Below are 15653 nucleotides of genomic sequence, written 5' to 3' on the forward strand. Positions count from 1 at the left end.
GCTACCTATTAAGGACAGCCTTTATATAGATTTCTGGCTGCATCAATACTTCAGTAGCTTGAATGATATAGCCGTTTATCCATTCGGAACATACACCGTAAAAAACAGCAACTACTACTAATGCAATTACTGGAATCAAGAGTTTCCCAACAGGAATATCCTTATTAACAGAACTGCCAGCTGGGTCGCCCCAGAAACTGTTTAGAAATACTCGCATGAGTGAATAGAGAACAAACAGACTAGAAAGCAAAATGATCAGTGCCCCGACGGCATCACCTGCCGCAAAGCCTCCGCTTGCGATTAGTAGCTTTCCTACAAATCCGCTTAAAGGCGGGATTCCAGCGAGTGCCAACACGGCTATAAAAAATGTCCAGCCAAGGATTGGATAGTGGCGAATTAGTCCACTGTATTTACGATAATCACTAGAACCTGTAATCGCAATGATGATTCCGACAAGTAAAAATAATACTGCTTTAATGATCATATCATGGACTAAATAAAAAACAGCCCCACTTAATCCATCTGAATTCATCATCGCGATTCCGTAAACAATTACACCAATGGCGATGATAATATTGTAAATAACAATTTTCTTAATATCTTTATAAGCAATTGCTGCAATGGAGCCAAGAATAACAGTTAGCAGTGCTAAGACAGCAAGGATTTCATGCGTAAAGCCTGTGTCATGATAGAAAAACAAGGTGTATGTTCTCATAATCGAATAGACTCCCACTTTTGTAAGTAGTGCACCAAAGAGAGCCATAACGGGAGCGGGTGGCGCATAGTAAGCACCAGGAAGCCAGAAGTAGAGCGGGAAAATCGCTCCTTTTAAACCGAAAACGATTAGGAACAGCACTGCAATAACTGTTAAGATCGCTGGTTGATCGACCTCCGCAATTCTTTCGGATATATGAGCCATGTTTAACGTACCAACTACAGAATACAAATACCCGACGGTAATGACGAATAGTGCTGATGAAGTGACATTGACCAAAATGTATTTTATTGATTCACGAAGTTGGATTTTTGTTCCTCCAATGACAAGCAGTACATAAGAAGACATGAGCATCACTTCAAAAAAGACAAACATATTAAAAATATCGCCTGTAGTAAATGCCCCGTTTACACCAACAATAAGGAATTGAATTATAGAATAATAGTAAAAATTCTCTCGTGCCTTGCCGATCGAATAAAAAGAATAGATTACAGAGCAAAGGGCAATGAGTGAAGTAGTCGCAACGAGCAAAGCTGATAGCATGTCCGACACAAGGGTAATTCCAAAAGGTGCAGGCCAGCTTCCAATATTCAGCGTTTGAATACCATCATGATCAATTTTATTAATTAAGATCAGTGATGCGATCAAAGTACCACTTAAAGAGATGGCGGAGATCCAGCGCTGAATGACTACTTTTTTTGCAAAAAACATTAAGATCACGGCTGTTAAGAGCGGGATAATAATGGGCAATATGAGTAAATTAATCATTATTTTTAGAACCTCTCATCTCGTCAATGTTATCTGTTCCCAATTCCTGGTATGCACGGTAGGCCAGTACAAGGAAAAATGCTGTAACACCAAAACTAATTACGATCGCTGTTAGTATAAGTGCTTGAGGTATTGGGTCTGTATAGTTTGTTGCTTCTTCTCCAAGAAGTGGAACAGTCCCCCGTTTTAAACCGGCCATTGTTAAGAGCAAAAGATGGGCCCCATGGCTTAAGAGACCTGTTCCAATAATGATGCGCAACAAGCTTTTCGAGAGCATTAAGTAAACAGCACTTGCAAAAAGCAATCCAATTAGAATGGACATGAGGATTTCCATTATTCACTCACTCCAATCGTTTCAATAATCGTCATCGTTGCTCCAACTACACAGAGGTAGACTCCAATATCAAACAAGACAGCGGTATGCAGTGATGTTTTTCCGAGAAGAGGAAGTGTAAAATATCCAAACGCATGCGTCAGTAAAGGAACATTAAATAAAAATGAACCAACTGCTGTTCCAATAGCGAAAAGAAGGCCGACTGCAATCATTAATCGGTAATTGATAGGTAAGCTCTTCTTTACCGTTTTCACATCGAATGCAAGCAAGAGAAGGACAATTGCTCCGGATGTAAGCAGTCCGCCAACAAATCCTCCGCCAGGATAATAATGACCGGCAAAGAAGATATGAAGTGCAAAAAGCAAAATGATGAAAACAACTGTTTTCGTTGCGGTTTGTAAAATGAGATCATTCGTTTTCATCGATCCTGCCTCCTTGAAAGTCTTAGTTTAATCATCCCGTAAACACCGAGCGCGGCAATCCCGAGTACAGCAATTTCAAACATCGTATCAAACCCACGAAAGTCAACAAGAATGACGTTGACCATATTTCCGCCGCCTGCTTTATCTGCTGTGTTTTCAATATAATACTCTGAAATAGACTTAAATAATTTATTACTATGGGCAGAGAGGGCGATGATCGTTACAACAATCCCAACCCCTGCAGCGACTATTGCATTAGTTAATTTAAACCTCATTCGCTCTTCTTTTCGATTGATTTTCGGTAAATGATAAAAAGCAAGCAGGAAGAGCGCAACCGAAACTGTTTCAATGACAAGCTGGGTCAGAACAAGATCTGGTGCTCGAAATAATACAAAGAATAAGGCTACGGTATAGCCAATCGCTCCTAATGCAATAATCGATGTTAATCTTGATTTTGCCATTAAAATAGTTATGGCTGCAGCTACAATAATGAGCGTTAACACAATTTCATATATCCCAATCGGAGCAAGGTCAGATTTATCCATGAAAAAGGCGTCTTTTTTTATGATCGTGATGGTCAGTAGACCAATGAACGCAATAAAGATATAAACCATATAGTTACGAATGGAACCATTCATATAAAAATCCGTTACTTTATTTGACCCTTTTTCTGTATGAACAAGTCCTTGATCATACAAGTGGTTCAACGATAGAGAAGAAGGGAACTTATTATAAATTGCTGTCCATTTAGGCATTGTTTTATATAAAAGTACTCCAACCACGATAACTCCAATTGTCATAAACAGTTCTGGTTTAAAACCGTGCCAGAAAGAAATATGAATATCGAAAGAATGGCCCTCATTAATTAATGGTGATTGGATGACTTCGGCAGCTGGCTTAAGAATCGTATTTGATAAGAGATTTGGGAAAAAGCCAATTAGAATAACTAGAGAGCCCAAAATTGCAGGAGGAATCCACATCCCTACTGGTGCTTCATGCGGTTTCTTCTTCAACTTTTCAGATTGGTATTGGCCTCTGAAAGTCTTAAAGAAAAGCATCATGCTGTACACAAACGTGAAGACACTCGCAATCCAGGCAAGAATTGGGAAGAGTGCACCCCATGTTTCTAAATTGAAAATATCTAGACTTAGTACATGAATCACGCTAGTAAAGAACATTTCTTTACTGAGAAAACCGTTAAACGGTGGTAGACCAGCCATTGAAAATGTACCGATGAAAGCAATTGTCGCTGTAATCGGCATAAACTGCATGAGCCCACCAAGTTTGCGAATATCACGTGTCCCTGTCTCATGATCGACAATGCCTGCAACCATAAACAAACTTCCTTTGAAGGTTGCATGATTGATTAAGTGGAAGACAGCTGCAACTGTAGCACCCATATAAATATTTTCCGATAAATGGTCATAATGAAGTGCTGCGGCCCCTAAGCCAAGCATGGACATGATCATTCCCAATTGACTGATAGTAGAAAAGGCGAGAATTGCTTTTAAATCAGTTTGCTTTACAGCGTTGAATGAACCCCAAAATAGAGTAAGTAAACCAACTCCACCAACAAGCCAAATCCATAATCCTTGTTCTGCAAAAACTGGACTCATTCTTGCAACGATGTAAATGCCTGCTTTAACCATCGTTGCCGAGTGCAAATAAGCACTAACAGGGGTTGGAGCTTCCATTGCATCAGGAAGCCAGATATGGAATGGAAACTGTGCAGATTTTGTAAAAGCTCCTAATAGTACAAGGACTAAAGCAAGAATAAAGAAAGGCTCTGTACTAATTTCTCCTGCCTGGGAAATAATTTCACGAATACTAAATGTACCAGTTAACAACGAAAGGATGATGAATCCCCCGAGCATAGAAAGACCGCCAAATACTGTAATTAGCATCGACTTTTGGGCGCCATGGCGTGAGCGTTCTTTCGTGTACCAGAAACCAATTAATAGAAACGATGAAAAAGACGTCAGCTCCCAAAACGCATATAGGACAATTAGATTATCTGAGAGAACGACACCTAACATGGCCGCCATAAACATTAGGAGATAGACATAAAAGCTACCAAGGTTCTCTTTATCCTTCGCTAAATAATAAATGGAGTAGAAAACAACCAATGTTCCGATTCCTGTGATCAGCAGTGCAAACAGTAACCCAAGACCATCCACATAAGCGGTAAAGTTGATCCCCAATGAAGGAATCCAATTGAAGGTCTTTTCAACGAATCCTTGATTTTTAATATCAGGGAGATACTGAAGAAAATAGATGAATAAAATGGCAGGTAGCCAAAGAACAAACCAACCAGTATGTATGGAACGGAATCTTTTATAAACAAAGGGAATGAAGATTGCAAGTAATAATGGTGCCAATATAGCGATATGCAACAGTGACAATGAAAATCCTCCTTTACTAACATCGAACACATTATTAAGATTATAACGTAGATTCCACTTTGTTTCACAAGATACAATTGAAGGTTTATTTAGTTATTAAATAGGTAGGAACGGATCAATAGAACTATATTGTTCACAAAGTGTTCGTAAACCGTTCGTGGTTATTGAAATAAAAAACTTCCAGTTTTAGACTGGAAGTTTAATAGCTTTCTCTTAAATTTTCCTGTTTATGCTTGAGACTCCACCATAGAAGTACAACACCAAGGAGGAACAATCCTCCTGTGACATAAAAAACAGATGAAATTCCACCAAAGACCCCTGCTACATATCCACCTAATGTAGGGCCAACAACATTACCTAAAAATCGGAAGCTTTGGTTATAACCAAGGACTTCCCCTTGCATATCAAGTGGAGCTTCCATTCGAATATAGGCAGTAATACATGGAAGCATGCCGCCAACTGCCATTCCGTATAGAAATCTTAATAAAACTAATTGCCAAAGCTCGTGAACAAGTGCCTGTGGGACAATTAAAATGGAGGCAAGCACAAGGAGAATTAATAATACTTTTTCATAGCCGATCGAATCTCCAAGTTTTCCCCATTGTCTAGTTAACAAAAGATTACCGAATCCTGTTGCAGAAAACGCTAGACCCGAAAGAAAGGCAACACTTGCAGCTCCTGTCAAATCACTAACATAAAGCGCAAGAAGCGGTTGAATGCTAAAGTTCCCTATTTGGATTAATAAGGCAATCAACATGACCATAATCAATAGCTTTTTATTGAGTATGAGTTTTATAACATCTTTACTTGTGTGCGGTTTAATTGCTCGCTGTTCAGCCTCTGTTGGTCTAATTTCGCGAATTCCAAAGAGTACGAGTGTTGCTGAAATGGCAACCCCGATAGATGTGATGATAAATGTGTATTCAAACCCAAACGAATCTGCCATCATTCCGCCGATTAGTGGGCCAAATAAACTACCAGAAACATTCCCCATTTGTAATGTGCCAAGTGTTTTTCCGGCTTCCTCTTTAGGAGTTTGTTTGGAAATCAAGGCGATGGAAGTTGGGATAAAACCTGTCACAACTCCCATGAATAATCTCAAAAGAAAGAGTCCCATGACATTATCCACAAGTCCCATGACAAACACGGAAGCTGCAATCCCATACCCTGTTAATAAAAGTATTGGTTTGAATCCATATTTATCACCAATCTTTCCCCATAGGGGTGAAAAAAGGAAGGCACTTAGGAAGGTAACTGCAAAAACAAGACCAGCCCAGCGTTGCACATATTCTTCACTAAAATCCCCGAATGACTCAATATATAGTGAAATAAACGGTGTAACCATTGTCATACTTGCCGCGATGATGAAGTTACAAATCCACATAATCAACAGATTACGTTTTGCATTACTGATAATAACACCTTCTTGATCGAAAAGTATTTCGTTACCCTAAGTAATATTATAAATGTTTCACAAATTAATTCAAGATTACTGAGTGCGATTATAAGAATTAGCTCCATTTTTTGGGGGAGTAAGTTTTTAATCAAAAAGAGCAAGTGGAGAAAAATATTCGATTTGATCTCCGCTTGCTGCTATATGCTATTTCTGAGGAAAACGGTAACGATTGGCGCAAAATCGTTCCCGTACTGTGCTATTTCTGAGAGAACGGTAACGATTGAGGCCGAATCGTTCCCGCACCGTGCTATTTTTGGGAGTTACGGTAACGATTGAGGCCGAATCGTTCCCGCACCGTACTATTTTTGGGAGTTACGGTAACGATTGGCGCAGAATCGTTCCCGTACTGTGCTATTTCTGAGAGTTACGGTAACGATTCGGACTGAACAATGATTTATTCCTTTTTGATATGCATGGAATACATAAGCTCGTATTCTTTTATTACACCATTTAATGCTTCTAAAGCTCGTTTATTATAAGGATGATCTGAATCAGCTTCGAGCGTTTCGCGGAGTTTTTCAACGGCTTCTTTTAAAGATTCCTTATAATCAGGAACTTCTTCGTTATATGGTTTCACAATTCTTTTTTGAACATTTGTCTGTTCCCGATACGCCAGTGCCTTTCTTTCATGAAAAAAAGGAACATCTGCATCCAAGGGGTTATGTAAATCACCTTGTCTCGGATGATTTAAAACAGCAAGTATACGGATTGTATACATATCTTCGTTCGATGCAGTTATTTCACCAATATATTTACCAGTCTTTTTATTCGTGATGACGATATCTCCAATGTTCATGGTCATACCTCCTTTAACACGTTCTTTCTTCCATTATGGTAGAGAATGGGAAAAAAGGAAAGAAGGATGATTTTTTTTCCCATTTCCTGTAAAGTAACTTTTGGAGGGAAAGAAGATGAAGAAAATACTTATTCTGCTTTTTTCCATACTAATATTAACTGCTTGCGGGACACAGGGATATGAAATAAGATTATTGGATGAAGTTGTCGCAAAACAGTTAGACAAAAAAGAAGGAGATGCAGAAATGACGGATCAAACAATATACCCACAGTTAACAACAGAAGTATTAGAAAATGAAAAATTGGTGCAAATGAACACAAATATGGGTTCCATTAAAATTAAACTTTTTCCAGAACAAGCACCAAAAACTGTTGAAAACTTTATCACTCATGCAAAAGATGGCTATTACAATGGTATTATTTTCCACCGCATTATTAAAGATTTCATGATTCAAGGTGGCGACCCTACAGGTACAGGTATGGGTGGAGAAAGTATTTATGGCGATTCTTTTGAAGATGAATTTTCAATGGAATTATTTAACTTACGCGGTGCTCTTTCCATGGCAAATGCTGGACCAAATACAAATGGCAGCCAATTTTTTATCGTTCAAAATAGCTATTTAGATGCAGGTTATCAATCCCAATTAGAAAATGCTGGTTTTCCGAAAGAGATCATTGAGGCTTATATGAAAAATGGCGGAACACCTCATCTTGACCATAGACATACTGTGTTTGGTCAAGTAGTAGAAGGTATGGATATTGTTGATAACATTGCTAACGTAGAAACTGGACGTGCAGACAAGCCAGTTAGTGATGTCGTAATTGAGAGCATAGATATAATTAAGGAATAAGCAGGGGAAAACCGCCGATTTCGGCGGTTTTTCACATATTTGTCGAAGATTGAAATTGGTTTAGGGTCCTATCCTTTGATATAATGAGAATACATTGTTTTGGAAAGGATGTTTCCATTGTTATCGATTTTTGATACGTTTGTATTGTCTATTATCCCATTATATTTTCCTGAAGATAAATCTGAGTATATACCGGCGTTTATACAACTTGCGCTAGTTGTTGTTGCGGCCGTTTTAGTCGTCGTCTTTTTAAAAAAGTTATCCAAGAAGCAGGAAAAAGAAGCGAAGGAATTAGAGGAACGACTAAACCAAGAAGAGAAAAACAAGCACCTATAATAAACGATCTAACTATTTAGTCCTTAATAAATTTATTAAGGACTATTTTCTTTGTTTTGAAACCCTTTGGTCATTATGAGGGATTACAAAAGACTCCTTTTAACTTAATTTTAATTATTTTGAAATTCTCTGTACCATGCTATTCCTCCTTATTTTTCATAAAAAATTAGGTTATTTCCCAATATGGTTGGCAATAATGACGAACAATGAATTCTTTAGGGAGGGCTATGTGTGAAGAAAATTTCTCTGTTCATTATTTGTCTATTTTTAGTTGCTTGTACGAATCCACCTCCCAAAAAGTTGGATATCGATATGAAAAATGCCGATGGAGATTCGCTTGGGAAAATTAATTTGGAAGAGCAAGCTGGTGGTGTTAAAGTGAAAGTTGATTTAAAGGGACTTCCGCCAGGAGAACATGCCATTCATATTCATGATAAGGGAGAATGTGAGGCACCTGACTTTTTGTCAGCGGGAGATCATTTTAACCCAGAAGATAAGGAGCATGGCCTATTAAATCCGAAAGGTCCACATGCGGGCGATCTTCCAAATTTAACAGTTGATGAAGCTGGTAGTGTTAAGGTTGATTTTGTTGCAAGCGGGGTTGAATTCAAAGAAGGGAAAAAATCTCTTTATACAAAGGAGGGAACATCCATCGTCATTCACGAAAACGCAGATGATGGAATGACCCAACCCGCTGGTAATTCAGGGGGCCGTATTGCATGTGGGGAAATTACGAAAGACAGAAAACCAGCTAAATAAGGGGGAAGGGTGGGAGTGTCCATCATCGCCTGGATGAAGGACACACTTGGCTTATTTCATGAGTTCCTATTCATCATACTAAAAACACACGGGTCATATAAAATCCGTGTGTTTTTCCAATAGGACTAATTTTTAAAAGAAACTTTCAGTCTTTCCAAGCCTTCTTCAACAATTGACCGAGGACAAGCCACATTCAAGCGGATAAATCCTTCACCGCCATCACCGTATGATTGTCCGAAATTGACAGCGAGTTTTCCCTTTTTCAGTAATCTCTCACGTATTTCTTGATCATTTAATCCAGTTTTTCGGCAATCAATCCAAATGAGATATGTACCTTCAGGAGCCATTACTTCTAATTCAGGTAAATGTTCTGCTATTTCTTTTTGAACGAGATCAATATTTTCTTTTATGTAAGAAATACCATCTTTTAGCCAATCCTCACCATATCGATAGGCTGCTTCCATAGCGATGACACCAAATGTATTCATTTGTGAAAAACCTTGGAGTTTTTGAATGGCTGTCATTTTTTTGCGCATTTCTGGATTAGGAATAACCATAAAAGAAGCTTGTAAGCCAGCTAAATTGAACGTTTTGCTAGGCGCCATGAATGTAATGACTGTATCATCGTAAGCTTGGTCAATTGAAGCCAATGGAATATGCTGATGAGGTGCATGGACAATATCAGCATGAATTTCATCAGAAGCAATTACCACTTCGTATTTCTGGCAAAGTTCCACAATCTTAACAAGCTCTTCTTTTGTCCAAACCCGACCACCTGGATTGTGCGGGCTGCATAATAAAAATAATTTTACGCCACTTTTTAACTTTTCTTCAAAATCAACAAAATCAATTTCATAGCGACCATTTACAATTTTTAAAGGAGAATTCACAACTTCCCGCATATTACTTTCAATCATATTGAAAAATGGTGTGTAGACAGGTGATTGTAATAATACTTTATCTCCCACTTCAGTAAAAGCCTGAATAGCCATTCCAATGGAAGGGACTACTCCTGGGCTAAATAGTAGCCATTCTGGTTTAATCTCCCAATTATGCTGTTTACGAACCCAGTCGGTGATTGCTTCAATCGTACTATCTCCAATAAGGGTATACCCGAAAATTCCGTGTTCAACTCGTTCTCTCATTACTTCAATTACTTTTTCGGGAGGACGGAAATCCATGTCGGCGACCCACATTGCTAAAAGTTCATCATCACCAAAACCTGGTTTCATGCCATCCCACTTAAGGGAGAGCGTATTTTTTCTATCGATACTTTGATCAAGGTTGTTCATTCTTATACCCCCTAAACGAAATCAAGATAATTCTATATTATATGTAGAATCGTTGAAATTAAAGAAAAAGCTATTTGCAAAGGAAATTTCGTATTTCTTTATACACTTCCCATGGCTTTTCTTCAGGAAGTAAATGGCCAGTTTTTGAAAAAACAACAAGCTTTGCATTTGGTAAGTCGTGGGCAAGGCGTTTTCCTAAATTTAATGGAACAATCCGATCATTTTCGCCCCACACAAGGAGACAAGGATTATTAATCGTTTCAAGGACATCATATTTAAGGTCACCTTCAAAATCGCGAATCATTTTCCTGAGGGCGATGAAAATTTGATCATCGCGAAAAGGATCTGTATAGCCTTGAATCATTTCTTCATCGATCATTTTTTGATCATAAACAACACTATGTAAATTTCCAAGTACACCTGTTTTCCCAAGTTGGCGTTTTATTAATCTGTCAAAGAAAGGCAGGTAGGAAAAATACGTAAGTGCCGGTTTCATCTTAGGTAAGTAAGCGGAACTGCATAATAATATTCCCTTTTTTATCAAATCGGGTTGTTTCTGCATCATACTAAGAACAATTTGTCCCCCCATCGAATGACCAGCAGCGTAGATCTTTTCATATCCCAGTTGTGTAAGTAATTTTATAATACATTCCGCGATATTTTGGTAGGAGTATGTAAAATTTTTGATTTTGCCACTTTTACCAAAAGGAGGGTAATCAATTGAAATCACATTGAAATCATTCGCTAGCAGTGGTGCTAATTTTCGGTAGCAAAAGGTAGAGGACAAAAATCCATGTAATAAGAGGATTGTTTCCACATTTTTCTTATGATCAAATTTTTCATAATAAAAATCAACGCCATTGATTTGAATAGTTGAACCATTCATTTGCATAGTTTTCACCTCTATTCTATATTTCCCGATCGGACAATAAATTTCACATAAAATGTTTGAACAAGGTAAAAAAAGGGTAAGTCATTTATGTGGAAAGTTATTTAAAGGTTTGAAGACAATAAGGTATGTAACATGCGTTATTTACTACTTATGAATGCAGACCTCATGCGAAACATTTTACTTTCCCCAGTTTACAATGATATAATACACAATTGCGAAATTGGAATGAAATTAAATAAAAATTGGGAGTGTTTCCATGACAACAAAATATGAATCAGGTTCAGTCTTGACAGGAAAGGTAACAGGTATTCAACCATACGGTGCCTTTGTTGCATTGGATGAGCAGACACAAGGTCTTGTCCATATTTCCGAAATTAAACACGGTTTTGTTAAAGATATTAATGATGTTCTATCCGTCGGGGATGAAGTAAAAGTTAAGGTCATTCAAGTGGACGAAGAAAAGGGCAAAATTAGTCTTTCCATTAAGGCAACAGAGGAAGAACCAGTAAGACAACAACCAAAAAAACCTCGCCGCCAAGGTACAGTAAAAGCAGCAACACCAGAAGCCGAGGCTGAAGGATTTAACACTCTTAAAGATAAGCTGCAAGAGTGGATTGAACAGTCTCAAGCGAATGATCTAATTAAGAAATAAAGTGAAAAGGGATGTCTTCTAAACATAGACATCCCTTTTTTTGACGAGTCTCCTAATATTTCTATGAAAATCAACCACGTTCAACCCTATCATTTTGACTTGATTCTATGGTAAAATTGAGTCAATCAACATGCGATCAGGGAGGGAATAGCGAATTAAGCAGAAAATGGGATACGGGATGGGTCAATTAAAACCGCTTGCAGGCGGATATCCTAGCTGCTTTTTGAAGATTAACCTTGTATTTCGTAAGAGAATGGCTTAACCTTTTTAGGAATCAGTGAATTTTAGACATTAGACCATTTTGGAATTAGGAAATTTTCATCGGCAATTATGAATCTGATTATAAAATAAAGAGGCGAAATGAAACAATGGCAGAAAATCTAAACTTGTTTACATCAACTCAAGAGGTAATCAAAGAAGGCCTCCACATGCTTGGTTTTGGAGAGGAAATGTATGAATTATTGAAGGAACCAATAAGAATGATGACGGTTCGAATTCCAGTTCGTATGGATGATGGCTCCGTTAAGGTTTTTACAGGTTTTCGTGCTCAACATAATGATTCTGTTGGTCCAACAAAGGGCGGAGTACGGTTTCACCCTGATGTAAATGAGGAAGAAGTAAAAGCAATGTCCATGTGGATGACAATTAAATGTGGAATTGTCAATCTCCCGTATGGTGGTGGGAAAGGCGGAATTATTTGTGATCCGCGCACGATGTCAATGGGAGAAATCGAAAGACTTAGTCGTGGTTATGTCCGGGCAATCAGCCAAATCGTTGGACCGAGTAAAGACATTCCCGCTCCTGATGTTTATACGAATTCGCAAATTATGGCATGGATGATGGATGAATATAGCCGTCTTCGTGAAAATGACGCACCTGGATTTATTACCGGAAAGCCAATTGTATTAGGCGGTTCACAAGGTAGAGAAAAGGCAACAGCTCAGGGAGTAACAATCTGTATTGAAGAAGCTGCAAAAAAACGAGGGCTTGAAATTAAGGATGCTCGCATCGTTATTCAAGGATTTGGAAATGCTGGCAGCTTCTTATCAAAATTCTTGTATGACGCTGGAGCTAAAATCGTAGGGATTTCTGATGCCTATGGTGCCTTACACGACCCAGACGGATTAGATATTGATTATTTATTGGATCGCCGTGATAGCTTCGGTACGGTAACAACTTTATTTGAAGATACAATAACAAATAAAGAATTATTTGAACTTGATTGTGATATTATCGTTCCAGCTGCAGTAGCTAATCAGATTACTGGGGAGAATGCTCCAAATATTAAAGCATCAATCGTTGTGGAAGCCGCAAATGGGCCAACAACTGAAGAGGCAACTCGAATTTTAACCGAAAAAGGAGTATTGCTCGTCCCGGATGTTTTGGCAAGTGCTGGAGGCGTGACAGTATCCTACTTTGAGTGGGTTCAGAATAACCAAGGCTACTATTGGACTGAAGATGAGGTTAACGAAAAGCTTCGGAAAAAACTAGTAGAAGCATTTGAAAATGTATATAACACAGCCGATAACCGTCGTGTTAATATGCGTCTTGCTGCTTACATGGTTGGTCTACGTAATGCTGCAGAAGCATCTCGTTTTAGAGGTTGGGTGTAAAAATTTAAATATTAAGCGGAGCAAAATATAAAATTTTGCTTCCCCTATAAACTCTATAAAAAAGCTGCGATCACCATGGGGGTGATCGCTTTTTTTGTAGTGTAGACAACCATTTTTTTGTAACTAGTTTATTCGCACTTACTGATTTGGATTTTGAACGTAGAATACAAAAGAATCTCTTAAAGGAAGGGAGGATCATTTTGCCAAAAGTATCTATCATCATGACAAGTTACAATAAGCCCGAATATATTCAGAAAGCTATTTCTGCTGTGCTAAACCAAACTTTTACAGACTTTGAGCTGCTATTAATGGATGATAATTCTGGAGAGGAAACTCAGCGTGTCATAGAGCCTTTTTTAAAAGATGAGAGAGTACACTTTTTTCGAAGTGATATTCAAAAGATGGAAGAGCGTGTGAAGAAAACTCGCTATGCAGTATTGATCAATGAAGCGTTGAACTTTGCCCAGGGTGAATACATTACGTATGCAACTGATGATAATTGCTATAAACCTAATCGATTAGAAAAAATGGTTAACTATTTAGATCATCATCCGAGTGTGCAAATCGTCTATTCTAGTTCGCAAACAACTTACCTCGATGAAAATGGAGATACAAAGAAAGAAATAACGAGACCTGCTAAGTCCGTTACGTGGATAGCTCCTTGTGCGCTCGATCATTGTGCAATTATGCACAGAGCATCTATTCTGTCTGTTATCGAAAAAAATTGGGGCTCTTATTGGGATGAGGACCCACAATTTTACCGGATTGGGGATGCTCGTTTCTTTTGGAGATTAAACCATTTTTGGCCTTTTTATCCGATTAATGAAGTGCTTGATGAAAATTTGATCACACCGCAATCGATTCATTATCAGTTGTTTTCAACAGATCCATCTGAATTTGCCCAATTATTGCCGGAACAACGAACTTGCCAAGAACTTCGGGAGGATTTACGAAAAAAAAGGAGGTGAAGAAGATGGATGTGTATTTGAAAAATTATTGGTTACTAAACGTAGAATTTATAGAGGCGTTTTCCAGCTTAAACTATAAAAATATCCCATTGCCACTTTTAAGTAATTTTTATCACTATTTGGATGAAGAATTGAAATCAGAAATGGAAAATCCTGAATTCAACTCTAAACAAACATTCAATGAAAGCGACATTCAACCGCACTTCGAAAAATGGCTAAAACCTTTACGTGCACCGATGCAATTTAAACAAGGAAAGCTGTTAATTAATTTTGACTATCTTCGATTTTTGCCGGAAAATTATTTGCAATTTTCGCCGCAAACAACACTGGTGCTAACAAGATGGAAAGCAAAAGAACTTTATCAAATACCTGTTATTAGTATGAAAGATTTTATCAATAATCACTCCGATAAACCCTCGTTCATCCAAAAAGCAGAACAACTTTTTGAAAATCATGATCATCATCCTGTCTTTGGAAAAAGAGAGTTTCAAGAACGGTTTCTATCCGATATTCCGAAAATGATTGACACTATTGAGATGTGTGATTCTATATTTGATCATGAGCCAATCTCCGCAATATTAGTTGGAACAACTGAGGAATTAACTAGTCGTGTTTTGAGCCTGTTTGCGGCGATTCATGGAATTCCAAGTTTCTGTTTACAGCACGGTCTGATCCTAGGAGAGGAAGCGTATATACCTGCCTTTGCTTCGAACTATCTTGTATATGGGCAATTTGAAAAAGATTGGTATGTGCAAAGGGGTGTTAGTGAGGAGCAAATTCATATTGCTGGTCATCCCCGCTATGATAGCATTTTTACGAACCAGCATTTAAATCGTCAACAAGTACTCAAACAATTAAAATTATCTCAAGCTAAAAAGACTGTATTAATGGCGACTCAACCGTTTAATACTGATTTTTATGTGGAGCTAACAAATTTAATCGCGATGGATCCGAACATTCAAGTCATTATTAAACCACATCCATGGGAAAAAGCGAAGAACCGCACAGAATGCTACATCGAATTAGAGAAAAGATATCCACAAGTTAAGTATGTAACAACAGAAATTCCTCTTTATAGTTTAATTGCAACTTCTGATATCGTCGTTGTAGCCAATTCGACCGTTGGTTTAGAGGCGATGTTATTAGATAAGCCAGTCGTTGTATATAAATCCCCAAATGCAAATCGAGATTACCCCTATTTTGATTCATTGGGCAATCTCGTATTAACGAATACGTTAGATATTAAAAAAACGATTCACTCCATTTTAACTTCCACTTCATCTCAGAAATCGGCAAAACAAATCAGGGAAGCGTTTATTGCTAGCAACTATCCAATTAAGCACTCCACTCTTCAAATCCAAAATATTATCCAAGAATTTTCAGTAGGGGAGGTGTAAC

At 38.0% G+C, this 15653-nt stretch carries 15 protein-coding genes; 7 read left to right on the plus strand and 8 right to left on the minus strand.

Going from position 1 to position 15653, the window contains the following annotated elements; genetic code table 11:
- Window position 1: 1 nt before the first annotated feature.
- The 6 genes from BN1243_RS18820 to BN1243_RS18845 all read right to left on the minus strand — a co-directional run bounded on the left by BN1243_RS18820 (window position 2) and on the right by BN1243_RS18845 (window position 6893).
- Window positions 2-1483 (minus strand): Na+/H+ antiporter subunit D, encoded by a 1482-nt coding sequence (locus BN1243_RS18820; protein WP_062109441.1) that lies wholly within the window; start codon window positions 1481-1483, stop codon window positions 2-4.
- Complete coding sequence (locus BN1243_RS18825) at window positions 1476-1817, minus strand: Na(+)/H(+) antiporter subunit C (protein WP_062109443.1); 342 nt, start codon at window positions 1815-1817, stop codon at window positions 1476-1478. Before BN1243_RS18825 ends, BN1243_RS18820 begins: the two co-directional genes overlap by 8 nt.
- Window positions 1817-2239, minus strand: coding sequence for a Na(+)/H(+) antiporter subunit B (locus tag BN1243_RS18830; RefSeq protein ID WP_062109445.1), 423 nt, complete (start codon window positions 2237-2239; stop codon window positions 1817-1819). The genes BN1243_RS18825 and BN1243_RS18830 overlap by 1 nt, the downstream gene beginning before the upstream one ends.
- Window positions 2236-4641: a Na+/H+ antiporter subunit A gene (locus tag BN1243_RS18835; RefSeq protein ID WP_062109447.1), complete on the minus strand. Its 2406-nt coding sequence runs from the start codon at window positions 4639-4641 to the stop codon at window positions 2236-2238. Before BN1243_RS18835 ends, BN1243_RS18830 begins: the two co-directional genes overlap by 4 nt.
- A gap of 199 nt (window positions 4642-4840) precedes the next feature.
- Window positions 4841-6055: an MFS transporter gene (locus BN1243_RS18840; RefSeq protein ID WP_062109449.1), complete on the minus strand. Its 1215-nt coding sequence runs from the start codon at window positions 6053-6055 to the stop codon at window positions 4841-4843.
- 436 nt (window positions 6056-6491) lie between these two features.
- Entirely contained in the window at window positions 6492-6893 is a 402-nt protein-coding gene (locus BN1243_RS18845) for a kinase-associated lipoprotein KapB (protein WP_062109451.1), read from the minus strand.
- A gap of 115 nt (window positions 6894-7008) precedes the next feature.
- Here BN1243_RS18845 and BN1243_RS18850 point away from each other — a divergent pair, with 115 nt between their 5' ends.
- From BN1243_RS18850 to BN1243_RS18860, 3 genes are all read left to right on the plus strand, one after another.
- On the plus strand, window positions 7009-7743 hold the full coding sequence (locus BN1243_RS18850) for a peptidylprolyl isomerase (RefSeq protein ID WP_069201805.1): 735 nt from the start codon (window positions 7009-7011) through the stop codon (window positions 7741-7743).
- A 108-nt stretch (window positions 7744-7851) separates the two neighbouring features.
- The gene (locus BN1243_RS18855; RefSeq protein WP_062110785.1) at window positions 7852-8079 is read left to right on the plus strand and encodes a hypothetical protein; all 228 of its coding nucleotides are present in this window, start codon (window positions 7852-7854) and stop codon (window positions 8077-8079) included.
- A gap of 231 nt (window positions 8080-8310) precedes the next feature.
- Window positions 8311-8838: a superoxide dismutase family protein gene (locus BN1243_RS18860; RefSeq protein ID WP_062109453.1), complete on the plus strand. Its 528-nt coding sequence runs from the start codon at window positions 8311-8313 to the stop codon at window positions 8836-8838.
- A 125-nt stretch (window positions 8839-8963) separates the two neighbouring features.
- Here the strand turns inward: BN1243_RS18860 and BN1243_RS18865 are convergent, their stop codons facing one another.
- Together BN1243_RS18865 and BN1243_RS18870 are read right to left on the minus strand one after the other, a co-directional pair.
- Window positions 8964-10130: a MalY/PatB family protein gene (locus tag BN1243_RS18865; RefSeq protein ID WP_062109454.1), complete on the minus strand. Its 1167-nt coding sequence runs from the start codon at window positions 10128-10130 to the stop codon at window positions 8964-8966.
- A gap of 70 nt (window positions 10131-10200) precedes the next feature.
- Window positions 10201-11016 (minus strand): alpha/beta fold hydrolase, encoded by an 816-nt coding sequence (locus tag BN1243_RS18870; RefSeq protein ID WP_326569853.1) that lies wholly within the window; start codon window positions 11014-11016, stop codon window positions 10201-10203.
- Window positions 11017-11278: 262 nt separating this feature from the next.
- Here BN1243_RS18870 and yugI point away from each other — a divergent pair, with 262 nt between their 5' ends.
- From yugI to BN1243_RS18890, 4 genes are all read left to right on the plus strand, one after another.
- Window positions 11279-11674 (plus strand): S1 domain-containing post-transcriptional regulator GSP13, encoded by a 396-nt coding sequence (yugI, locus tag BN1243_RS18875; RefSeq protein WP_062109458.1) that lies wholly within the window; start codon window positions 11279-11281, stop codon window positions 11672-11674.
- A 368-nt stretch (window positions 11675-12042) separates the two neighbouring features.
- Entirely contained in the window at window positions 12043-13287 is a 1245-nt protein-coding gene (locus BN1243_RS18880; RefSeq protein WP_062109460.1) for a Glu/Leu/Phe/Val family dehydrogenase, read from the plus strand.
- A 200-nt stretch (window positions 13288-13487) separates the two neighbouring features.
- On the plus strand, window positions 13488-14255 hold the full coding sequence (locus BN1243_RS18885) for a glycosyltransferase family 2 protein (RefSeq protein WP_062109461.1): 768 nt from the start codon (window positions 13488-13490) through the stop codon (window positions 14253-14255).
- A gap of 5 nt (window positions 14256-14260) precedes the next feature.
- Window positions 14261-15652 carry a CDP-glycerol glycerophosphotransferase family protein gene (locus BN1243_RS18890; RefSeq protein WP_062109463.1) on the plus strand — a complete coding sequence of 464 codons (1392 nt, stop codon included), beginning with the start codon at window positions 14261-14263 and terminating at the stop codon, window positions 15650-15652.
- Window position 15653: the final 1 nt, after the last annotated feature.

The sequence above is a fragment of the Bacillus niameyensis genome, from assembly GCF_001375535.1.
GTDB lineage: Bacteria > Bacillota > Bacilli > Bacillales > Bacillaceae_C > Lederbergia > Lederbergia niameyensis.